This is a genomic window from Phyllobacterium sp. YR620 (assembly GCF_900104165.1).
GTDB lineage: Bacteria > Pseudomonadota > Alphaproteobacteria > Rhizobiales > Rhizobiaceae > Phyllobacterium > Phyllobacterium pellucidum.
Map to the genome: position 1 here is coordinate 101,094 of NZ_FNJP01000008.1, position 23,568 is coordinate 124,661.

17 protein-coding genes are annotated in these 23,568 nt (G+C 58.8%); 9 read left to right on the forward strand and 8 right to left on the reverse strand.

The features are described 5' to 3' along the window. Positions 1–98 precede the first annotated feature (98 nt). The 5 genes from BLR72_RS21365 (at position 99) to BLR72_RS21385 (ending at position 4,522) form a co-directional block, all read left to right on the forward strand. Complete coding sequence (locus tag BLR72_RS21365) at positions 99–914, forward strand: cytochrome c oxidase subunit II (protein WP_091951819.1); 816 nt, start codon at positions 99–101, stop codon at positions 912–914. A 49-nt stretch (positions 915–963) separates the two neighbouring features. Then, a complete protein-coding gene (gene ctaD, locus BLR72_RS21370; protein WP_162737158.1) occupies positions 964–2,739 on the forward strand; it encodes a cytochrome c oxidase subunit I in 1,776 nt (591 codons plus the stop codon). Then, on the forward strand, positions 2,736–3,440 hold the full coding sequence (locus BLR72_RS21375; RefSeq protein ID WP_091951821.1) for a cytochrome c oxidase subunit 3: 705 nt from the start codon (positions 2,736–2,738) through the stop codon (positions 3,438–3,440). Before ctaD ends, BLR72_RS21375 begins: the two co-directional genes overlap by 4 nt. Positions 3,441–3,507: 67 nt before the next feature. Continuing rightward, entirely contained in the window at positions 3,508–4,176 is a 669-nt protein-coding gene (locus BLR72_RS21380; RefSeq protein WP_228017047.1) for a heme-copper oxidase subunit III family protein, read from the forward strand. Positions 4,177–4,186: 10 nt separating this feature from the next. Next, the gene (locus BLR72_RS21385) at positions 4,187–4,522 is read left to right on the forward strand and encodes a cytochrome C oxidase subunit IV family protein (protein WP_091951822.1); all 336 of its coding nucleotides are present in this window, start codon (positions 4,187–4,189) and stop codon (positions 4,520–4,522) included. Positions 4,523–4,602: 80 nt separating this feature from the next. Here the strand turns inward: BLR72_RS21385 and BLR72_RS21390 are convergent, their stop codons facing one another. From BLR72_RS21390 to BLR72_RS21410, 5 genes are all read right to left on the reverse strand, one after another. After that, positions 4,603–5,412: a DUF2189 domain-containing protein gene (locus BLR72_RS21390; protein ID WP_091951824.1), complete on the reverse strand. Its 810-nt coding sequence runs from the start codon at positions 5,410–5,412 to the stop codon at positions 4,603–4,605. Positions 5,413–5,563: 151 nt separating this feature from the next. Beyond that, positions 5,564–6,961 carry a hypothetical protein gene (locus BLR72_RS21395; protein WP_091951826.1) on the reverse strand — a complete coding sequence of 466 codons (1,398 nt, stop codon included), beginning with the start codon at positions 6,959–6,961 and terminating at the stop codon, positions 5,564–5,566. After that, positions 6,958–9,810, reverse strand: coding sequence for a peroxidase family protein (locus BLR72_RS21400; RefSeq protein ID WP_091951828.1), 2,853 nt, complete (start codon positions 9,808–9,810; stop codon positions 6,958–6,960). The genes BLR72_RS21395 and BLR72_RS21400 overlap by 4 nt, the downstream gene beginning before the upstream one ends. Before the next feature lie 52 nt (positions 9,811–9,862). Next, the gene (locus BLR72_RS21405) at positions 9,863–11,572 is read right to left on the reverse strand and encodes a thiamine pyrophosphate-binding protein (RefSeq protein ID WP_091951830.1); all 1,710 of its coding nucleotides are present in this window, start codon (positions 11,570–11,572) and stop codon (positions 9,863–9,865) included. A gap of 281 nt (positions 11,573–11,853) precedes the next feature. Further along, the gene (locus BLR72_RS21410) at positions 11,854–14,301 is read right to left on the reverse strand and encodes a patatin-like phospholipase family protein (RefSeq protein WP_175492430.1); all 2,448 of its coding nucleotides are present in this window, start codon (positions 14,299–14,301) and stop codon (positions 11,854–11,856) included. Between the two features lie 189 nt (positions 14,302–14,490). Between BLR72_RS21410 and BLR72_RS21415 the strand changes: the two genes are divergently transcribed. Further along, positions 14,491–15,087 carry a transglycosylase SLT domain-containing protein gene (locus tag BLR72_RS21415; RefSeq protein ID WP_091951834.1) on the forward strand — a complete coding sequence of 199 codons (597 nt, stop codon included), beginning with the start codon at positions 14,491–14,493 and terminating at the stop codon, positions 15,085–15,087. A gap of 5 nt (positions 15,088–15,092) precedes the next feature. On the opposite strand, the gene BLR72_RS21420 is transcribed toward BLR72_RS21415, so the two are convergent. Then, entirely contained in the window at positions 15,093–15,329 is a 237-nt protein-coding gene (locus BLR72_RS21420) for a hypothetical protein (RefSeq protein WP_091951836.1), read from the reverse strand. 155 nt (positions 15,330–15,484) lie between these two features. On the opposite strand from BLR72_RS21420, the gene BLR72_RS21425 reads away from it, so the two are divergent. Further along, positions 15,485–18,004, forward strand: a complete 2,520-nt coding sequence (locus BLR72_RS21425) for an EAL domain-containing protein (RefSeq protein ID WP_091951838.1) — start codon at positions 15,485–15,487, stop codon at positions 18,002–18,004. On the opposite strand, the gene BLR72_RS21430 is transcribed toward BLR72_RS21425, so the two are convergent. After that, complete coding sequence (locus tag BLR72_RS21430) at positions 18,005–18,634, reverse strand: P-loop NTPase family protein (protein WP_091951839.1); 630 nt, start codon at positions 18,632–18,634, stop codon at positions 18,005–18,007. It lies immediately after the preceding gene. Between the two features lie 308 nt (positions 18,635–18,942). Here BLR72_RS21430 and BLR72_RS21435 point away from each other — a divergent pair, with 308 nt between their 5' ends. Both BLR72_RS21435 and BLR72_RS21440 read left to right on the forward strand, forming a co-directional pair. After that, complete coding sequence (locus BLR72_RS21435; RefSeq protein ID WP_091951841.1) at positions 18,943–20,010, forward strand: diguanylate cyclase domain-containing protein; 1,068 nt, start codon at positions 18,943–18,945, stop codon at positions 20,008–20,010. A gap of 270 nt (positions 20,011–20,280) precedes the next feature. Continuing rightward, positions 20,281–22,452, forward strand: coding sequence for a CHASE2 domain-containing protein (locus BLR72_RS21440; protein WP_091951843.1), 2,172 nt, complete (start codon positions 20,281–20,283; stop codon positions 22,450–22,452). Positions 22,453–22,476: 24 nt separating this feature from the next. On the opposite strand, the gene BLR72_RS21445 is transcribed toward BLR72_RS21440, so the two are convergent. Further along, the gene (locus BLR72_RS21445) at positions 22,477–23,499 is read right to left on the reverse strand and encodes a FecR family protein (RefSeq protein ID WP_091951845.1); all 1,023 of its coding nucleotides are present in this window, start codon (positions 23,497–23,499) and stop codon (positions 22,477–22,479) included. Positions 23,500–23,568 lie beyond the last annotated feature (69 nt).

The window sequence follows — 23,568 nt, forward strand, 5'->3', positions numbered from 1 at the left end:
TCATTGCCTGTTTTTCTTCTTTGTGCAATGCTACCTTTGGGCGCCTACAGATTGCATGTTCATGTCCACAGCCGATGTCGGCAGGGAGGTGGCAAGAAATGGCTGTCGTACTCATTCTCGTTCTAGTAGCGGTTGCGTCAGTTCTGTTTCATCTGTTGAGTCCCTGGTGGTGGACGCCTATTGCCTCCAACTGGCACTACATCGACAATACAATCATCGTCACATTCTGGATCACCGGCGTTGTCTTCGTCGCAGTTGTCCTTTTCGTTGCCTACTGCGTCTTTCGTTTCCGCCACAGGCCGGGATTGAAAGCGCACTACGAACCTGAAAGCCGTAAGCTCGAATTCTGGCTCGCGACGGTAACCGCCATCGGCGTTGCGGCAATGCTTACGCCTGGTCTCTTCGTATGGCATCAGTTCGTGACCGTCCCGAGCGACGCCACCGAAGTCGAGGTCGTCGGGCAGCAATGGCTATGGAGTTTCCGACTGCCGGGCGCCGACGGAAAACTCGGCACGTCGGAGACGCGCGATGTGACCAGCGACAATCCGCTGGGGATCAACAAGAACGACCCGGCCGGGCTCGACGACATTATCATTTCGGGCGGCGAGCTGCATCTGCCGATGGATAAGCCGGTAAAGATGGTGTTGCGCTCCATTGATGTCCTGCATGATTTCTACGTGCCGGAGTTCCGGGCCAAGATGGACATGGTGCCGGGCATGGTCACCTATTTCTGGTTCACCCCGACCCGCACCGGAACATTCGAAGTGCTGTGCGCCGAACTTTGCGGCGTCGGCCATCCGCAGATGCGCGGCACCGTCATCGTCGACAATGACGAGGATTACAAGACGTGGCTTGGGCAGCAGCAGACCTTTACGCAGTTGATGGCATCGGGAGAGACCAAGACCGTGAACTGAGCATACGCTTTTCGGGAGACGAAGCGATGAGCATTGAGGGAGGCAATTGATGGTCAATATTCCATCCAGCATGGACGACCCCATCCCGCCGGCGGAAGTCGAAGATGTGGAGCTCTATCATTCGCACAGTTGGTGGACGACCTACGTCTTCAGCCAGGATGCCAAGGTTATCGCCATTCAATATTCGATGACGGCCATGGCGATCGGCCTCGTTGCGCTCGTGCTTTCATGGCTCATGCGCCTGCAACTCGGCTTTCCGGGCGTTTTCACCTTCATCGATGCCGAGCGCTATTACCAGTTCATCACCATGCACGGCATGATCATGGTCATCTACCTGCTGACCGCCCTCTTTCTCGGCGGGTTCGGTAACTATCTCATACCGCTTATGGTCGGCGCTCGCGACATGGTGTTTCCCTACGCCAACATGCTGAGCTACTGGCTCTATCTGCTCGCCGTCTTGATACTTGTTGCCAGCTTCTTTGCGCCCGGCGGACCGACAGGCGCCGGCTGGACGCTCTATCCGCCGCAGGCTGTTCTTTCAGGCACCCCCGGCGGCGCCGATTGGGGCATCGTCCTGATGCTTCTGTCGCTCATCTTCTTCATCATCGGCTTTACGATGGGCGGGCTTAACTATGTGGTCACAGTGCTCCAGGGGCGCACCCGCGGTATGACGCTGATGCGCCTGCCGCTGACGATCTGGGGCATTTTTACCGCGACCGTCATGGCCCTCCTCGCTTTTCCTGCCCTTTTCGTTGCCTCCGTCATGATGCTGTTCGACCGCCTGCTGGGAACGAGCTTCTTCATGCCGGCGATCGTCGAAATGGGGGAGCAGTTGCAGCACGCCGGCGGAACCCCGATCCTCTTCCAGCACCTGTTCTGGTTCTTCGGGCATCCCGAAGTCTATATCGTTGCCTTGCCGGCATTCGGCATCGTCTCAGATCTCATCAGCACCCACGCGCGCAAGAATATCTTCGGATATCGCATGATGGTCTGGGCCATCGTCATCATCGGCGCGCTCAGTTTCGTCGTCTGGGCGCACCACATGTATGTCAGCGGCATGAACCCCAACTTTGGCTTCTTCTTTGCGACGACGACGCTGATAATCGCCGTGCCCACTGCGCTCAAAGTCTACAATTGGGTACTGACTCTCTGGCGCGGCGACATCCATCTGACGCTGCCGATGCTGTTTGCCCTCGCCTTCATCGTCACCTTCCTCAATGGCGGACTAACCGGCCTCTTCCTCGGAAATGTCGTCGTCGATGTTCCGCTATCCGATACATTGTTCGTGGTCGCTCACTTTCACATGGTGATGGGCGTCGCGCCGATCCTCGTTGTTTTTGGTGCGATCTATCATTGGTATCCGAAGATTACCGGGCGGATGATGGACGAGACTCTCGGGCGTATCCATTTCTGGGTGACATTCCTCGGTGCCTATCTGATCTTCTTCCCGATGCACTATCTCGGTCTGCTCGGCATGCCTCGCCGCTACTACGAAATGGGTGAAACCGCCTTTGTTCCGCCGTCCGCACATTCGCTGAACGAGTTCATTACCATCGTGGCGCTCATCGTCGGCGCCGGCCAGATGGTGTTCCTGTTCAACCTCTTCTGGAGCGTCCGGCACGGCAAGGACGCCGGCGGCAATCCGTGGCGGGCAACCACACTCGAATGGCAGACGCCGACGACACCTCCACCGCACGGCAATTTCGGCAAGGACCTGCCGATCGTCTATCGCTGGGCCTATGACTACAGCGTGCCGGGTGCGGCGGAAGATTTCATTCCGCAGAACCAGCCCAACGACGACCGGATATCGAGGGAACCGTCTTGAGCGCGATCCTCGTCTTCCTCGCGGCGCTTGCCGTCATCATCACCTGGTGGATGGCGCAACAGCGGCTCATGTCAAAACCCTGGCTTGAGGTCGGGCATGCCGGCGATATGCCCCAACGTGAAGGATCTTCCATTCCTACGGCAAAGATCGGGCTTGGCGTCTTCCTCGCGGTCGTCGGCGCTTTGTTCACGCTGCTGATCAGCGCCTATTTCATGCGCATGGGCCTCAATGACTGGTGGGCCGTGCCGATCCCGGGCTTGTTGTGGTTCAATACTGCCCTGCTCGTTGCAAGCAGCCTCGCTTTGCAGTGGACCAAGGCAAAGGCGCAGCGGGATAATCTCGAAGCCGTGAAGGCCGGACTTGGCCTCAGCTTCGTAACCTCGGTCGGCTTTCTCGTCGGTCAGATCCTGGCCTGGCGTCAACTGACAGCGGCAGGGTATCTCGTCGCCGACAACCCGGCGAACAGCTTCTTCTACCTGATCACCGGCATGCACGGCTTGCACATTCTCGGCGGCCTCGTCGCACTTGGGCGCACATCCTTCAAGGCTCTCAAGGGCGCGCCAGCCAAGGCCATACGGCTAAGCGTCGATCTGTGCGCCATGTACTGGCATTTCATGCTGCTCGTATGGCTGATCCTTTTTGCCCTGCTTGCAGGCTGGGCGAACGATTTCGTCGAAATCTGCCGGCAATTGCTGACTTAGAGGTGTGACGATGCACGAAACCACAAAGACCAAGCCTGGCATTGCCCTTCCTCCACTCGCTCCCGGAATGCAGGGCTTTGCCTCCGACTGGGCCTCCGACCAAAGGGCATTCAAGAATGTCTCCTGGGGCAAGGCGATGATGTGGATCTTCCTGTTGAGCGATACATTCGTTTTCGGATGTTTCCTCCTTGCCTATATGACAGCGCGCATGTCGACCACCGTGCCCTGGCCGAACCCCAGCGAGGTCTTCGCGCTCAATATTGGGGGGCAGGATATTCCGCTGATCCTCATCGCGATCATGACCTTCGTATTGATCAGCAGCAGCGGCACCATGGCCATGGCGGTGATGTACGGCTACCGGCGAGACCGCCGCAAGACCGCCGCGCTCATGCTCCTTACCGCGCTCTTCGGCGCGACCTTCGTCGGCATGCAGGCCTTTGAATGGACCAAACTGATCCATGAGGGCGTCCGACCCTGGGAGAACCCCTTTGGCGCGGCCCAGTTCGGATCGAGTTTCTTCATGATCACCGGTTTCCACGGCACGCACGTGACGATCGGCGTCATCTTCCTCATCATCATCGCCCGCAAGGTCTGGCGCGGGGACTTCGATCAGGAAAAGCGCGGCTTCTTTACGAGCCGCAAGGGACGCTATGAGATTGTCGAGATAACGGGCCTCTATTGGCACTTCGTCGATCTCGTCTGGGTCTTCATTTTTGCTTTCTTCTATCTGTGGTGAGGTGGGTCACATGGCACAGACTGCAGCACATGCCGAATATCAGGAACATCCGATCAAGCTATATCTGCTTGTCTGGGGACTGCTCTTCGTCCTTAGCGTCTGTTCCTATCTCGTCGATTATTTCGGCCTGCACGGATATTTGCGGTGGGGCCTGATCCTCATCTTCATGGTGCTGAAGGCCGGGCTTATCGTTGCTGTCTTCATGCATATGGCCTGGGAGAGACTGGCGCTCATCTACGCCATCATCGTGCCACCCGTCCTGGTCCTGGTCTTCGTCGCGATGATGGTCTCGGAGTCCCACTATACACTGCTGACACGGGTCAACTTCTTCGGCGCCGGCCCGTGATCTAGTCTCTCGCGCTTCGCTCAACTGGAAACGGCGCCATCTGGCGCCGTTTCCATTGTGCCTAAATGAATTGATCGTCGTTACGCTGCTGTCGGCGCAGGCACGACAATCTTCTTGTAGAGATGCCAGGTCGCGTGGCCGAGCACGGGGATGAACACGGCCAAGCCGACGAACAAAGTCAGGAAGCCTACGAGAAGGAGCGCTGCAACGATCAAGCCCCAGAGCGCGATCGGTACGGGATTGGCAAGCGTTGCCTTCACGGAGGTGACGACCGCCGCAAAGGCGCCGACGTCGCGGTCGAGGAGCAACGGAAAAGCGATCACTGTGGTGCACAGAACGACGACGGCGAAAATGAAGCCGATAGCGTTGCCGAGCAGGATCATCCTAAGGCCCTCCGGGGTCTCGAACACCTGGCTCATGAATGTGCCGATCGATGCGGGGACCTGATCGCCGAAGAGGTTCGTATAAAGCGTCTGGGCCACCAGTATCCAGGCGACGAACAGAACGAGAAGCATGACGCCGACCGCGATGATGGATGGGATTGCCGGCGAGTGGCGTACCTCGAAGGCATGGCTCCAGGACGTGTCGAGATTGAGTTCCCTGCGCCTGCTGATCTCGTAAAGGCCAAGCGCCGCAAACGGCCCGACCAGTGCAAAGCCGGACATCAGCGGGAAGAGCAGCGGCAGCATGTTGGCTCCGGATGTCCAGCGTATCAGGACCAGACCGGCTATCGGATATATCAGGCAGAGAAAGACATAGTGCGAGGGCTTGTCCCAGAAATCATCGAGCCCCTCGCGCAGCGCGGCAAAAACATCGGCCACACCAATTCGACGAACCTCTGGATAGACGTTCGTTTCATTCGCACCAGCTATCACGTGAAATTGTGCCATGAACAATTCTCCCAATCTCGTTCGAGCGGGAAAGGTACCGGGGGCACCGTGCAAAGGCGGGGCCAAGGGACCTAAACCTGCACAAGCAAAACATAACCTGATCGGCATGCATTTGCCAGATCTATCGGCAACCGCTGGTAGAAAGCCCGTCCTATGGCCAATCCCGATGGTGATTATGGTGTGCTTCGGTCAGGCCGTTCTGGAAGAACCGTTCATAGTAGTCGATATCGACGTGATGCACCTGCAGCCAGACGCCGGGAACATGGATCGCATCGCAATGGGCCGGGAACCGGCCGTGGGTATCATAGATATAGGTGCAGATATCCTTGACGCACTCAATCACATCCGAACTGTAGACAGCAGCTTCGGAAAGGTACCGATTGCCGTAGTCGCCTTTGTAAATCTGCGCGAAAAGGGCCTTGTCTGTGTAGAAACCACCCTTCTCGCCAAATTTTTCGCGTACGACCTCCTGAACGGCGCTCGCCATGGAGTCGTAGTAGGGCGGTGACATGCCCTTGATCAGATGCTCGCCCTTGTGGCGCAGGCCGATCGGATTGCTCCTGAGGTTGGAGTAGCGCGGCAGCGGCACATGCCAGCGCAGAAGATCCATGATGCGCCACTTCGGCGTCTCCACATCGAGTCCGAGCATGGGCCCGTAGTCCTTGGTGAACTTCGGGTCTCCCACCAAGACGGGCGGACTGATCGAGGCGTGTATCCAGGCGCCGAGCCCCATCGCATCGGCGACGAGAAAGAGATTCTGCAACAGAAGGTCGGCTTCGATCTGCGTGCGCAGCGAACCAATGGCGCCGAGCGGCACCTTCAGGTCCTTGTTGAGAAAGCCCTTCTCGACCCATTTCTTCACGCCCGCCGACCTATAGAAGTTGCGGTCGTCGACAATAGCCGGGCGCGCTCCATCAGGCTGCGTCAGGATGTACATCATCCCGTTGATATATTGCCGTGACAGGTCGACCACCGGGAGCAGCACCGTCGTTCCTGGAAGGTTCGAAAGGAAGCGGTTGGAATCGAGATAGGCCGGGAAATCCCTCTTGCCGTTCGGCACATCAAGGCGGTGATCGAGTATTTTGACTTTAGCCTGATTGGCGCGCTCCAACAGAAGCTCGGTGCTGAACGCCTTGTTGCCATCTGCCGGCGGGGGCAGCTTGCGCAGGAAATAGGTTCCGGAATCGTTGATGAGAAAGAAGTGCGTTCCTTGCGCGTTGTCCGGGCTTCCCGCCGTTCGTCCCGCCATGTTGAGATTGGGCTTGGCCATGATCGGCTTGCGCGTTGCAGGATCCTCGAAGGGCCGGTCCGGCATGGTTAGGCCGGTACAGCCGGTCATGGCGATGAGGACGGCTTCCTCGAGTTCGGAGAGCGGCTCGCGCGGCTTGTCCGACTCGTAGCTCATCGTACCCGCCAGCACCGTACTTCCCTGGCTGACCCGATGCGTACGCCGGCGCCAGATCGTCTCTAAAAGCGGCCGCTTCAGGAGGGCATCGAGCCCCCGGTGTCCGGTGGATGCGGGAGCATTGGTGGGGAGCGGCTCGGTCACGGCGTCGCTCCCGTCATCGACGGCATTGTGCTATTCGGCAGGATCGGGCGCCAGGGCGCAAAGGCGCTGCCGGTGCGCGGCAGCACCGAGGCAAGTTCTGGACAGTGCCGCAGGATGACGCTGGTCATGTTGTTGTTGGCGATCCAGTCGATGCCGAATGACGAATAGACCTCCGGCCTGAAATCGACGGTCAGGAAGCGGTCGCTCTGCAGCCGGCGTGATGCCATGAGTATGAAGATACGAAACGCCGTATCGCTGAAACCGAAGCCGGTGGGCGCGGGTTCGGCAAAGAGACCGACGACCGTATCGACGCGGTCGATACTTCCATAGAACTTTTTCAGGAGCTCGATGTCGGCGGGATTCGTCGTCAACTCTTCGAAGCTTCTCAATCGCGGCCGATGCAGGCCGGCACGGAAATCATTGTATCGCGGCACCCCTCGCCGTCTTGTGCGCACGAGGTCGACCACCGAAAGGTCGATGATCTCGTTGTCGCGTTCGAGCGCCAGAAGCGAGCGGGGATAATTGTGCAGCGTTATCGCACCAGGATGCGCGATGCCGAACGAATAAAGCGTGTTGCGCAGGCCGAACGCCCGCATCGCATCGTCGGCCGCCGCTGCCTGGATGTCGAGGAACCCCTTATCCGCGATCTTGCTGCCATTGGCGTGGTTGTAGAAGCAGTAATCGTCAGGCAGGAGCGGGTGCAGCCGGTAAACGGTGACAAAGTCCTCCGTCAGGCAGTAGGGCGCGCCATGATGATCCGGCAGGGTCTTCGGAATGCCGGTCAGCGCGTGCGCGTCGAGCAGCCATATGCCGAGCTTGGTCAGCCAGTCATTGGCTGGCGGACCGTTCCAATTGCTGGATAGGCCGACGTCTATGGCTTTCGTTGCGAGGATCGCCGGCGTCCATTCAACGGTGTGGATCTTGGCAATCAGGGCCGAGACGATCAGGCGGGCCGTATGATAGACGCGCTCGTCATCCCAATTGCGGTACCGCGAGCGAAGCTCGTCGCAGAGGAGATTGTGTTCGCGCGCAAACAGCGTGTGCAGGGCGCTGAGACCGAGCCACCAGCTTTCGTTGAAGCCGGTAACCTCCATGCCGCGCATGTCGACCGGCAGATGCCCGTCCACCAATCGCAGCTTCGGGCCTTCGCGCAACAGATTGGCGGACTTGCTGTCCGGGCCATAGACCTCCGAACCGTCCCACCACTGAGAGGCAGCATTGCCGAAATAGATGGGTGGCTGACCGTCGACCGGATCGCGCCCGGCCACGTTGCTGGCGATGCGCATGACGTCTTCGCGCGGCCCACCGACGCTGCTTTGCCAGGTCATCCCCTTCGGCAATGGCACGATGACATCGTCCTTGCCGAGTGGGTTGCGCGCATGGTTGACCCAGTCGTGCACCTGGAACTGGATCCATGCGGCAGCCAGAATGTTCAGCGAGCGCGCGGGAATGAACGTGTCGCGGTGCAGTAGTTCACGAGCCACCTCGACCGGATTGGGATTGTCGAACTGATCCGGCTCAAAGACCGGCTTGAGATTGCGACCGAAGGCCGAGCCGATCGATCCCATTTTGGGCTGGGAAAGATCATTGAACGTTCCATCGTAAGTCCGCGCCTGACGAACTGCCTCGTCGACGCTGGACGGCGGGACCGGACGGGCTGTCGGCGGTGCTTCATAGACTTCCGTGTCGATCAGGTTCTTCTCGCGCAGCACATAGCGGAACGCGTCAAGGTTGAGCAGGCTCAGGCGCAGCGATAATTTATGCCACTCGATGTAGCGATTGATGACGAGAAAGCCCTGTCGTGCAATCGCACCGAGCACGCGGTTGCGGAGCGGCGTTTCCGTTCGCCAGCGATAGACATGCCGATGCGCCGAGCTTGCATCGTAGACCGATTTGCGGGCACGGTTGAGATTGCCCAAGGGCCGAAATTCATCGGTCGTGTTCCAGGGATTGAACGAAAGCTCGTCGATGACCCTCGCATTGGTGAACGCCTCGGCGATGCCCGAATTGGGCTTCGAAATCGTGAGGTCGGCCACCTTGATCGGGCGCGATACCGATTCCAGCCATTCGACCGCCGTATCCTCAATCGGCGTGGACGCCACGTCGACGTAGGGTTGGAGGCAGAGTTCGAATCGGACGTCGTCACGATTGAGACGGCGCGCGAACTCGTTTGAAAGGTAGCCGGGATCCTTGTCGGAAGGTTCGGGTGCGGCGGGCGCGTCGGCAGCGGGGCGCAGGATGAAGCGCACGGCAAGCGTGTCACCCCAACGGATGGCACCGCGGCTCCAAAAGGACTCAAGCGCGACGCTCGAGACCTTGCGTTTGCGTGCGGTCGTGACATTGCGGAGCATGCGGATGACCTCGGACGGCCCGAATTTCACCACGAGTTGCACAAGGCCGGCGAGTTTACTGAAAATGCCGCCGGACGTTGCTTTGGCGAACGCCACAAACTGCTCGGCATTACGCGCATGCGAAACAGGAAAATTGGTGGCAAGCAGGTCGTGAAATTCGTCGTCCGACACCTTCACCCGCAAGGCAACGCCACGCATGTCGGGCTTGTAATCAGGCTGGCCATAGCCGTTGGCGTTCGAAAAGCGGACGATCGTCGTGTATGACGCGCCGGGCTGGGCAAATCCCGCGCGAAATTCCTCGGGAAGGTCGTCAACGAACGTCAGTTTCGCGTCAATGGCGGAAAAGACGGCCTTGCTGTGAAACGCACGCTGGATTGCCGGCGCACTGCCATGCTTCTTTGCCTTGACCTGAACATCCATCATGTCCTGGGCCAGACGCTCGAACGTCAGCCGCTCGGCTTCCGCACTACCTTGATATTCCTCACGCCACGTCGACATTTTTGTTCCCCTACGCAGGCTACATCAGAAAATATGGGACTTTTTCGCGCCTTCAGTGCGCACGAACCCTCTCTCCCAGGCGCTCGACCAATCCGGCGAGCGTTCCCTCGGGCGATGAGCTGTATTTCGGCAGTTCCATCCGCGAGATGTGGGCGTCGATGAGCACCGGCTTGTTGAGGGCAAGCGCCTTGTCCAAGGCCGATTCAAACGCGCCGACCGTTTCGACCCGGAAGCCTTGCGCACCACACGCGTTGGCATAGGCGACGTAGTCCGGATTCTCGAATTCGACGAGACCGGATTCGCCATAGGTCGATAGCTGGTAAATCTTGATCAGTTTGAACTGGTTGTCATTGAAGATGATCCAGATCACTGGAAGGTTATACTGGACCGCCGTCAGCAATTCGAAGCCGGAAAGCAGGTAGCAGCCGTCGCCGCAGCCGACGATGACGGTGCGGTCGGGATGAGCACATTTGACGCCGAGCGCGCCATTGACGCTGCCCGCCATGGGACCGAAGCCGCCTGGTTTGCGAAACCGCTGGTGCGACTTGAGTTCGAGATAATATCCGAGCCAGGTGAGATGCGCGCCCGCATCTGCAAGCACGATGGCATCGTCAGGCAGGCGGCGTGAGAGGGCCTGGGCGAGCTGGCCCGGATGAATCTTGCCCACCAGATCGTGAATCTTGTCAGATCGATAGTCGTAGCGGGGGAAGGTTCGTTTCGGCAGCGGCTCTAGCTCGGCCGACATGCGGTCGTAAAGCGCCGTTATTGCAAGCTTTGCATCGCCGATAATCGCCGCATCCGCCTTGTAGACCTTGTCCACTTCGCCGCCGTCAATATTCAGGTGAATGAGTTTCTTGCCGTTGAGAAGGTCCTTGCGGAAATTGAAGGTCGCATGCTGGGCAAAGGAGTTGCCGATCGCGAGAATGATCTGCGCCTGCTTGAATGCTTCCCGCGCCGCTTTGTGACCGCTGTCGCAGAAAACGCCGATCGCCAAAGGGTGGCTCTCGTCGATAATCCCTTTCCCGTCGAGCGTCGTCACGAAAGGGATCTGGTAGCGTTCGAGCAGCCGAAGCAGCGCCTCGCCCGCGTCGCTCAAAATTGCGCCGAAACCGATGAGCGCGAGTACTTTCTCGCCTTTTGCCAAAGCGGCGAGCAGAATTTCCGCGACGGCCTCGACCCTTGTCGTCTCGGGCACAACCGGCTTGATTTGCAAATCGACGTCGCGATAATTGTCAACGGAAACGCCCTTATGGGTCAGATTTTCCGGCACGTGGATGTGGACGGGTCCTGGACGACCATCAAAGGCCACGTTGACAGCCTCCTCCAGCACGTCGCAAGCCTTGGCCGCATCCTCGAGGAGAAACGACTTCTTGGTGGTTGCCACAAACATCGCATGGGAGTCGGGTGTCCGGCTGACACCGGACGTCTCGTTCAAAGCGCCCTTGCCTTTCCATTCCAGCGACGAATACCCCGAAATCGCAAGGATCGGATAGGAATCCGACATGGCGACGGCGAGCCCTGAAAAGAGATTGAAGGCTCCGGGGCCCGCCGTAGCAAAACAGACGCCAAGGCGGCGCGAATACATGGCGTAGCCGCATGCCGCGAAGGCTGCGGCCTGTTCGTGACGCGTGATCACCGGCCGGATCGTCTTGGAATGTTTGAGCGCGAGCATCAGCTGAGCAGCGTTCTCGCCGGCGCCGCCAAACGCAGCACCGACGCCAACGCTCTCCAGGCCCTTCACCAACGCCTCGTAGATCCTCATTGCGAGCGCTCTCCGGCTGCGCAGGACTTCCTCCTGCACAACAAATACTCACCAGCGAGGCAAGCGCCCCGACCAAGAGTGATGACTTTACATTACAGATCGTATTTTCGGCAGAACTTGTCTTACACGACTGTCAATAAATGCTGTCTTTTATCGAGCGGAAACCCTTTACGGATCATAGCATTCTTTGAATGACTTGCAATCTCTTCGGATGAACTTAAGCGTTTCTCACCCATAGGGATTAGCCCAATTTTTGGAGGCCGCACAACTTCGTTGACGCGCTATCCCTCGCCCTCGCGATTTCGCTGTTCGGCAATGTGCCCAAGGATCGCAGTTCGCATATCGTAGGGAATGTTGAGCAATTGGAGGGCGGATGAAACCTCCGCTTCCCATTCGGCCGAAGGCGATCGTGGCTTGGCAAAATCGTCGGCGCCGGCAAACAATCCTCGCGTGGCGTGGAAGCCGAGCGACCGATAAGCTTCAAATTGCTCCTCGCTGAAAAATTGATCGACCGTCGTTTCGTGTGGAAAGGCCGGGTTATGCCGCTTGTAGTCGAGGACATAATCGTTCTCGTCACCGCTCAGCGAGGCCTTGATATAGATAAGGATGCCCTGGCCGTCATCGTAGCGTATCTGACCGATCACAGCGTGTGGCCCAAGCTTGCCGGGAAGACCGTTCGGGCCATAGAGCGCACTCGCCGTGACGCCGGTTGCGCTGGACTGCAGTGCCTGCCACGGCAGTTCGATGCGGATGCCGAGGTCGATGCGCGCCATGACCTCGAGGTTGACCAGGGCGGAGAACGTCATGTTGGGGTCCGCTTCAGCATCAACCGCAACAATGACTTTGCAGCGCCGGCGCAGCAGTTCATAGATGCCGAGATTCTCGATGTGCCCGCCATCGGTCAGATAGACGTTGAGGCGCTTCTCGTTGAGCTTTCCGAGGGTCTCCATGGCAAAGAACCAAGTGCCGATTTTAGCTTTCCAGCGATTGCGCCACGAATGAAAGTCATCGAGCCGCGCTGGATTTGCCAGCCAATATCCAAGGCGGATATTGAGGAGCGACAGGCTGAACGTCAGGACTTTGATGGTATTTCGGCCCATATTCGCCGAGGCGGCGGCACCCGAAACTGCCATGGCCGTCGCCAGACTGAAATCCGGCACGATGGTTTCCATCCGCGTCGTCGGGACGTATCCCGTCCACCAGCTGCCCACATGCAACGGACTGAAGATGAAGGTGTCGCCGTTGCGCCCGCGCTTGTTGAGGTCTTCGGAGGCTTCGAGATTGATCGCTGTATTTGTCAAAAGGTATGGCGCATAGGCGGCCGACGGCAGCCAACTTCCCGTCGCTTCCGCGCGCGGTTTCAACGATGAGAACTTCCAGGTATCCACATCGCTTGGCGCATTGTGGGTGCCCATCTGCGCCCGCTCGAACAGGAAAGCGCGGCTCAGGCGGTCACGGTAGAGCTTGTGCAGGGAGTTTGCGTTGGGCCCGATGAAGAGGGTGACCACGACAATAGCCAGCGCGACCACGAGATAGATTGCCAGCGAGCTAAAATCGCACAGAGTGAGCCATCGCATCCAGTCGGCCGTGCCGGCGGCGCAGCGATTGCCGGAATAGTTCTGGATCGCCCAGTAACTCAAGCCGATATAAACCAGCCAAAGCAAAAGCGGGACGATAATTGCCGCCACATAGAGGGCAATGCGGCTTGCATATTTTTTGAGAGTGGCAGTCCACGTCGCCTCCCCTATTGACGCCTTCGCCACATTGGCGAGCTTCTGGGATGCGGCAATGAGCACCGTGGCGACGGATGTCAGCAACGCAAACAGCCGTGAAAGCCAGGCCATATCCATATTCGCAGGACCACCAGCGCGCGACATAATTGCCGCAAGGATATAGGGTTGGGCCTGGAACACGGCCGCGACCAGAACGAGAACAACGAGCAAGCCGATGCCCTGCCCGAGGATCTCCCTCGATCGGAGGGTGCCTGGCCTGAAGGAAATGTAGATGGCGCTTGCCACCATGAAGACCGCCGTGAGACCGGCCAGTATCAGCGTCAATGTGAAAGACTTGTAGAGGTCGGGTCGCGGATAAATCGCAACGGTCAGGGCCGCAAGGAGCAGTAGCACCGGCAGAACGATGACGGCATTGACGAGTATCCCGCGCAAAATCAGCGCGAAGCTGACGAGGTAATCGATGCCGCCATTGGCGGTGAGAAAGTTCGAATAGTCGCGCAGATGCTGCGTCTCGGGCGCTTCCTGTTCATCAAGGCGGCTGTCGAAGGGGAACGTTGCATTTTCCTGCATCAAACCGGCAACAAGCGACGTGCCGATGTAACCGCCGCCGGATACAGCAGAAACGTAATCGATGGCATCGATCACCCGCGGCTCATTGTGCTTCGACAGGGAGTCGAGACCCTGGAGCACTCCAAGCGAAAAGGACGCTGAACGTATGCCGCCGCCGGAAAGCGCAAGGCCGACAAGATTGCTTCCGGGAACGGTCCGGGTTGTCTCTCGCCCGGGAACCTCGCTCTCGGCGAGAGCGGCATCGGTGCGCGGGGTCAGGAAATGCGGATTTTCCGCGAATGGCACTTCGACATCGGGAAGAAACAGGTCGGTACTGCCCCGGCGGGTAAGCGATCTTGCGCGTGCGACCGCTCCATCCTGGATGGTGCGTCGGCGGTAATTCACAACATCGAGTTCGTTCCGGAAAATATCAAAGAACGAAAACACCAATTCACGCCTCCGACTTCATTCAAGATGTCAGATCATCATGTGCAGGCAGATATCGAAGTTCCCGGATGCCATCCTAAAGCGTTTCCCATGTAAATAGAAGCGGTTCTGTTCAGCCCCGGCCATCTACGCCGAAACTTGGGGCCTCATGGCAAAAAACTCTTAACCTTTGCGCCGTATAGGACAGGCATGCGGCGAACCATCCTTTTTCCATCGGCGGCAATTGGCTTGTTGCTCATCTTTGCCGGTTGCGCGACCGCGCCGAGCCGCATCAACGATGTCTGCTCCGTCTTCGACCAGAAGGACGGCTGGTTTGACAACTGGTACGATGCGGCCAAGAAGACAGAGCGGGAATATGGTGTGCCGGTTCCGATCCTGATGGCGACGATCCGCAAGGAATCCGGATATAACGCCTATTCGCGCCCACCCCGCACCAAGCTGCTGGGTTTCATTCCCTGGAAACGGCCGTCGAGCGCCTATGGCTATTCCCAGGCCCTCGATGGCACGTGGGCACGGTACAAGAACGAGACCGGCAAGTTCATGGCCGACAGGAATAATTTTGCCGATGCCGTGAATTTCGTCGGCTGGTACCATAGTCAAAGCCACGAGAAGAACGGCATCGAGCTCAACGATGCCTATCACCTCTATCTCGCCTACTATTTCGGCCACAACGCCTTTGCCCGGGGCGACTGGAAGACCAATGCAAACATGCAAAAGGTCGCGCGCAGCACGGCGGAGATGGCCTATAGTTATGGCGCGCAGATGCAGGCCTGCGGCCAGCAATAGAAACCCTAAAGGCGCTCGATCGCCGCCTCCTTCCTGGATTTTGGCGGCGAGCAGCGGATCTTTACATATTCGTTCGGGGACCGCCCGACGATGGCAGTTCTTGCGATGAAGGCCTGGCCCTGCAATCCACACATCATGGGATTGTTTGCCTGCGGGCCGATGATCACATCGAGAGCCGTGTTGGTCTGGCACTCGGCTGGCGAAAGACTGGTCGCGCAGATCAGGATTACGATTTGGAGCATGTTGTCACCCTCAGCAACGATTTGCTCCTCCCAGTACAGTCACGATAGCCCAATTTTGCTGCATTGCAATAAGGGTTTTTGTGCATCGCACATAGACTAAAGGATGTATGGTGGCATTAACTGTATTTTCCTGCTTTCCATGCTAGCTTCCCGCCATGACCGATGTACGCAACATGCGCCTCCATACAAGGCCCAATCAGTCTGCCGACAGCGCCGAGGCAAATCGCTGGAGCTTCGCCCTGGAATCGGCGGGTCTGGGCGTATGGGATTCCAATCTTGTCACCGGCCAGTGCTACTATTCCTCCACCTGGAAAAGGATGCTCGGCTACCGGGAGGACGAACTTGGTGACAGCGGCGATCTTTGGCTGACGCTTATTCATCCGGACGACAAGCAGCGCGCCATCGAGAGTGGACAGCGGCATATTGCCGGCGAAATTCCGCAGATCGAAACGGAGTTCCGGCTGCGCCACAAGGACGGCCATTGGGTCTGGGTGCTCGATCGCGGCCGCGTGGTTGAGTGGGATGCGGACGGAAAGCCTACCCGCATGATAGGCGTTCAGACGGATATTACCGACCAGAAGAATGCCGAACATCAGCTGGCGCTGCTGAACCAGCGCGTCGAACTGGCGCTGGACGCGGGCCAGATTGGCCTGTGGCATTTCAACATCGAGACCGAAACAGTACTTTGGGACCGGCGGATGCGCGAAATATTCGGCATCGGGTCGGGCACCGACGAGGTCCCCCGCGCCACCTGGCACCGTCTCCTGCATCCGGAAGACGCGGCGATAGCGGAACAGGCGGTCGAGGCGACCTTCAAGACCGGCATTCCCATGAAGACGAGCTATCGCATCGTCAAGCCCGACGGCGAGGTGCGCCACGTATATGCTCTTGCCCGCCTCGTTAAGCGCGAGGGCATGCCGGAGATGCTGATGGGCAGCATCTGGGATATTACCGAGCAGGTGCACAGCGCCGAGGCACTGGCGCGCGAGAAGGACCTTTATCGCGTCACGCTGCAATCGATCGGTGACGCAGTGCTGACAACGAATGTCGACGATATCATCACCTTTGCCAACCCTGCCGCTGAACGGCTGTTGCTGCGATCTGCGAGCGAACTGATCGGCGCCCCGGTGAGCGGCGCCCTTCACCTCGTTGACGAAGTTAGCGACCATGTTTTGACGTCGTCGACGATGCGAGCGATGGAGAACAGATCGACGGTCGATCGCGTCGAAAACGCGGTCGTCGTCCGAAGCGATGGCGAACGCCGCTCGATACGTGACCTTGCGTCACCGATTTTCAATACAGCCGGCGCGGTCACTGGCTCGGTGCTCGTCGTTCAGGACGTGACCAACGCGCGCAATTTGCAACGTGAACTCTCGCACGCGGCGACCCACGATACCTTGACCGGGCTTCTCAATCGGCGTGCATTCGAAGTGGCCACCGCCTCGATACTTGCCAGCCCCGACCGGCGACACGCGCTGCTCTACATCGACCTCGACCGTTTCAAGATGGTGAACGACACGCTCGGCCACGCGGCCGGCGATGCGCTGCTGAAGCTTGCAACTGCGAGCATGAACAGCGTTCTCCCGCATGACGCCGTCATCGGCCGTCTGGGCGGTGATGAGTTCGCCGCGGTCCTGCCCTCGGCCAACCCCGAGGACACAAAGGCAATAGCCGAGCGCCTGATCGAAGAGATCCGCAAGGTGCGCCTCGAATGGGACGGGAAACTGCAGGAGATCGGCGCAAGTGTCGGTATCGCATTTCTCGACGACCCCAACCTCACTCTTAACGAGGCAGTCGCGCGGGCGGACGCTGCCTGCTACGCCGCCAAGGCGGAAGGGCGCAACCGCACAGCGATCTACGATGAAAACACTGGCGCGGCGAAGGAGAACCTTGCAAGCGTCCAGGCTGCATCGGGCATTCTCGAGGCGTTGGCGGAAGGACGGCTGGAAATCTACGGCCAGGAGATCAGGGAGATTTCCGATACGACCGAAAATACGGTCTACATCGAAATCCTGTCGCGCATGCGCGCTCCGGACGGCACGCTGATCGCTCCGGCGGAATTCATCCCGGCGGCGGAGCGCTTCGGCCTGATGGGTATCGTTGACCGCTGGATCATTGAACACACGCTGGAGCTATATGGCGAGCGGCTTATGGCGACCGACAAGGTTGCGATCGCACTCAACCTTTCAGCCAACACGATCAGCGATCCGACTTTGTGGTCGTTCATCAAGACGACCACGGAACGTACAAACGTCTCCCCCTCGCGCCTGATCTTCGAGATCACGGAAACGACGGCCGTCAACAATTACGAGGCGGCCGAAAATTTCGTCAAGGAAGCCCGGGCTGCTGGCTGCCGCATCAGTCTCGACGATTTTGGCGCGGGCCTCAGTTCCTTCGGCTACCTGCACCACTTCGATGTCGACAGCATCAAGATCGATGGTGCCTTCATCGAAAAGCTCTCAAACAGCCGGCTCAATCAAGCGGTCGTCCGGTCGATCGGCAGCGTTGCGCGCGAACTCGGCGTCGATGTGGTTGCCGAGCATATCGAAGACACCGGCGCTGTCGGCATCTTGCGCTCGCTCGGCATCGGCTTTGGACAGGGCTTCCTGTTCCACCGCCCGCAACCACTCGGAAACTTGCTGCAGGATCTCGACGTCCGTGAAGCAAACTCGTAGCTATCGCTTCGATTGGGAGGGGAACTGATTGATGATCTCTCCAACAATGTCGTCGGTCGTTGCGAACTGATCCGTATCGAGCACCCTGCAGCCATGCTCCCTGACAAGTTCGGTGGTCTTCTGGTCGAAGAGGATGGTTCGCTCCAGAAAACTTGCAATCATCGCGCGGCTTCGTTCGTCGGCATTCTGGTAACCGCTGCTTTCATGGATGCGCGACCTCAACGTTTCCGCGCTAGCCGTCAGCCAGACCGCGCCGATTTCCTTCAGGCGATGACCCGCTGTAATAAACGGCCAGAGAGCGGAGCCTTCGAGCACAGTTCTCTGGTCATTGGCGCCCTTTAGTATCGACCAGATGAATTCCGCAACGAGCGGCGACATGCGCCTGTGATGAAGGATCACAGACTCCAGTAATTCGTCGGCTTGCAAATTGAGGTAGTGTTCCGAAACGTGGTTCGGGACCTTTTCCTTTCGCTTGGGCCATGGCCTGCCTGGATGTTTGGCGAGGCTGTCGGTTGAAACGCAGCGCCAGCCAAGCTTGCCCGCAAGCACATCCCCAATGGTTGATTTGCCCACATTGGATGATCCGCCCAATAGAATGACCTTGAGCTTGGCGTCTATGCGTTTGGTCAATGAGTTTCCCCTACCCCACAAAAGCTTCGAACAGTGTTTGTCGCAGTACAGTTTTTATCAATTAAAACAGCTCTAATATAAGGGTGCCCAATAACACAATTCAACTTTAGAGTGAAAAATTCAACCCGTAGGTGCACCGTTACACCTTGATAGATTCCTTGATCCTCACCATGCCGATCAATTCATTTACCGTAGCGATCACAAAGCGCAAGGCAACCATGACTGTAGCCGTCTTCATATAGAAAGTCTTAATCGCTATAACGCAACTGTTGCATGTGCCGCACTCGCAGTTTCAAATTGAGCTCAACATGTCAAATACGCCTGCGCGCAGTGTATCCAGCGCGAAGACACGCCAACTTGCCGATCTGGTAGCCGAAATGATCGCGTCCCTTGGTCGGCGCGATGATGCCGAAACCGCGTCGCGCATAAAGGCAGAGCTTGATGCCATGGAGTCGCGCATCCGCCAGCAGGCAGCCGCGCTCGCTCACAGCCAAAGAATATTCGATCAATCGGCGGCGGCAGCCCGGATCGGCATCTGGGAGTGCAGCCTTCCCGATGAAACGCTGCGTTGGACCGACGTCGTCTACGATATCTTCGATCTGCCACGGGGCTCGCCGCTCGATCGAAACGAGATCATGTCCTACTATTCTGCAGAATCCGCGCGCGAACTCATTCGGCGCCGCAGCCGCGCCGTCGAAGAGCATAGCGGATTCACCATGGAAGCCGAAATCGTCACGGCAAAAGGCAATCGCCGCTGGATGCGCATTACCGCTACCGTGGAATGCTCCGACAATGAGCCCGTGCGCATCTTTGGCATGAAGCAGGACATCACCGAGCAAAAGCTGCTCCTCGATCAGACCCGCTATCTCGCCGAATACGATCCGATGACCGGCCTTGCCAACCGGACCCAATTCCAGGCGAAACTTGCGCAGATGTGCAAGCAACAGGGCGAGATGACCGATGCGGGTGCGTTGCTCCTGATCGATCTCGACGGTTTCAAGAAAGTCAATGACACGCTCGGGCACGCAGTCGGTGATGATTGTCTGAAGGAAGTGGCACATCGCCTGGCACATGCTTGCCGCGCCGCCGAGATCGTCGCACGTATCGGCGGCGACGAGTTCGCCGTTCTCACAAAGCCATCGCAAGGCAGGGATGCGCCCGAGGACCTTGCCCACGCTATCGTCGAAGCGCTGAGCCAGCCGATCGAGCACGATGGCAGGACGCTGCGACTGGGTGCCTCGGTCGGCATCGCCGTCGTCGATGCTGGCTTGCCATCGGACGTGTTCAAGCGGGCAGATATCGCGCTCTACGCAGCAAAGGCTGCTGGCCGCAACCGCTTCCAACGGTTCGAACCGCCGAACGATCTCAGCGCGTGATCGGCAATCATTGCAGTCGAAGGCATGCTGTTCCCGTGAAGCGCACGGGTGTACTCGGCCAGCCACGGGACCGGCATCGAATACCAACGAAGCCGCTGAGCGTCGCCTCCATAGTTGAACGCTCGGCGGGACAAGAGCGCGCCCATCCCATTGGGTTGAAGCGATTGCATAGAGCCAAAGAAACGGGCAGCATGCCATTTCCTGGCGGTGCAAGGGGCGACAGCGCAATTGCCGTCGATGCCTTGCCAGGGAGGGCTGGCAAATGCGGTCATGACACGCGCACAGCAATTGGGGGTAATTATCGGCCTTGCCTTCGTGGCGGTGCTCACTATCCTCCGGGCCGGTGATCCACCCATCCTGAAGTTTGCCCGCGACGTCACCTTCGATGAATATCAACGCATCCTGCCGCGCGCCTTCGAACCCATGCCGGTGAAGGTGATCGATATCGATGAGGCATCACTGCTAGAATACGGACAATGGCCCTGGCCGCGCGACCGGATCGCTGCCCTTGTCGACAAACTGAACGATCTTGGCGCCTCGACCATCGCCTTCGATATTCTTTTTGCCGAGCCGGATCGCCTGTCTCCGAGCAACGTGGTTCGCGACGTCAAGGGTATCGATCCCGCGCTCCTTGAAAAGTTTCCCGACAATGATGCGATTTTTGCTAACGCCCTTCTGGGAAAGCCCGTCGTGTTGGGCTTTGGACTGTCGAACGAAGGAAACTACCGCCCGCCCGTAAAGGCGGGATTTGCCTTTACGGGCGAAAGTCCATTCGGCGCCCCGCCGCGTATTAAATCGGCGACGCCGCTGCGACCGCAACTTGAGGCAAACGCCGCCGGCCTTGGCCATATCAGCCTCAATCCCGGCAGTTCGACGTCGGTTGTGCGGACGGTTCCGCTGTTTCTGAGCGACGGCGAGCAGCTTTACCCCAACCTTGCTATCGAGGCGCTTCGCGTCGCACAGGGCGCTTCGACCTATGTTCTCGCCGATGCGCCCGATGTCCCCGACACGATAACACAGGTGAAGATCGGCGAGTTTGCAGTACCCGTCACCGCCGCCGGTGAATTGTGGCTCTATGTTACCCCAGACCGAGCCGAACGTTATATCTCGGCTCGGCGCGTACTTGGCGCGGAAGGCAACTCGCCCGAACTCGCATCCGCCATCGAAGGCAGTATCGTCTTCGTTGGAACATCAGCGGCGGGGTTGCAGGATATTCGCGCCACTGCGCTCGGACAAAATGTTCCGGGCGTTTCGCTACATGCGCAGACGGTCGAACAGATTCTATCCGGCAAATTCCTGTCACGGCCGGACTGGGCCAACGGCCTCGAGATCCTTGCCGTCGCCGTCGGCGGTACCTTCCTTGTCCTTGTCACAACCTTCATCAGTCCCGCCTTCGCACTCGCCTGCGGCTTGCTGATCACTGCGCTCGGCCTCGCCGCATCGTGGCTCGCCTTCTACTATGCTGGACTGCTGTTTGACCCTCTCGCCCCGATCGTCGGCTGGTCGGTCACGCATTTTGGGGCGACGGCATTCCGCTTTCTGGTGACTGATCGAGAACGTCGGGAGGTTCGCAAGGCCTTCGGTCACTATCTTTCGCCCTCACTGCTTTATCGCATCGAGCACACGCGCAATGCCTTGCAGCTTGGCGGGGATGATCGCGAACTCACCGTGATGTTCGTCGATGTGCGGAATTTCACTGAAATCAGCGAGCGGCTCGAACCGACCGCTCTCGTCGGCTTCCTGAATACGCTTCTCGATGCCTTGAGCCAGCATGTCATTGCCAATGAGGGAACGCTCGACAAGTTCATCGGCGACTCGATCATGGCGTTCTGGAATGCACCGGTCGATGTCGCCGACCATGGCCGCAAGGCAGTGCGGGCGGCGCTTGGCATGCGCGAGACACTCGTTAAGCTCAACGCCCGCGACGCGTTTGGATTCGGCGAGGGACAACCCGTAGGCATCGGCATCGGCATTCACACCGGCATCGCCTGCGTCGGCAATATGGGGGCCGAGGCACGCTTCAATTATTCGGCGGTCGGCGACGCCGTCAATGTCGCGGCACGTATCGAATCGTCCTGCAAGGATGTGGGCTTCGATATTCTCGTGTCCAACAACACCGCGCGTCTCCTGCCAGACTACGCATTGCTGGAGGTCGGCGACCTTGCGCTAAAGGGCAAGAGCACGCGTACGAAACTCTTTGCCGTGGTCGGTAATGAGCAAATCTCGACGTCGGCGAAATTCGCCGAATTGCAGACCATTCACCGCCAACTTATCGCGGCAATGCGCGCGCAGTCGACAACCAGCCGCAGAATGGTCAATGCTGCCAAGTCGAAAGCCGCGGATTTGGGCGTTGGGCTGCCGGAATTTTACGGCCGCATAACACGCAGATCCCAACATTATCTCGATGAGCCGAGGCGCAAAGGCAACGGCCATTCAAGATAGCCGGTGCCGGCGAGAACAGTTCGACTAACGTTGGTGTCGACCGCCACCATCCCAGCCGCCACGGCCCCTGCGATCGCCGTCATGATGATCGTCGTCGCGATCATGGTCATGGCGATCATGTTTGCCGTGATGATGCCCCTTGTCGGGCTTGTCGGGCTTGTCGGGCTTATCGGGTTCGTCCGGCTTATCCGGCACGGTTGGCGTATCAGGCGGTTCCGCCTGCGGGGTCGGAGCAGCCGGTGGGCTCGGCGGTGCCGGCGGATCCGGGTCGTTCTGTGCCACCGGCGTGGGCGCCGGTGGAGCGGGAGCCGCTGGCGTCGGTCGCTCGGGCCTGTTTCTTTCGGGTGCGGTCTGGGCAGGATCCGACACAGCCTTGGAAAGCCCGCAACCAGTTACAAACCGTCCGAAGCCGGTCGAAAGTTGCTGATTGCCGGACAGGAACGGCAGGGCGCGGTTATTGCCCAGCGTCTTGAAGATGCTCTGGTTGACGCGGCCGGGGTTCGTCATACGGCCATTGGGTTTCGCGACAACGCAGTCGCAGCGCTTCGTCAGTTGCCGGCAGCCACCCGGGCCGCAAAATCCGACTGCGCCGCTAAGCAGCACGACGGCAGTAGTGCCATCGCGATCGATATAGAAGTCGAACGCCGTGCCGCGGACGCCAATCGTGCCGGCGGGCGTGAGTATCTCATAAGCGGACGATTTCGAGCTGCCGCTGATCCAGCGGAAAGTCCCTTTCGCGGCCTTGATCGAGAGCCTCTTGACCGTGTCGGAATCATCGAAGACAAATTTGTCGAGGGTAACGGACGAACCCCACCCCACCGCAAGCTTGGTGCCGTCCTTGAACACGAACTGGCCGAGGCCGTCCGGGGACGTGCTGATCTTCTCGTTGCGATGTACGGGATCGGTAACGGCCAACGTCCCGCCCGCGCCGGTTACTTCGGTCTTGATCCGGACCGCTTCGCCAATTGCTTCAGCAGCAACAAGAGGCCTCGGGCTAAACAGCGAGAGGCTCAACGCCACGATCGCGGCACCACGCATCCACGTCATGGCACCCCCTTCACCAAAGGCGGAAGGTTACCATGTCACCCCGTCAAGAGTCGTGTCATCCCTTTGGGC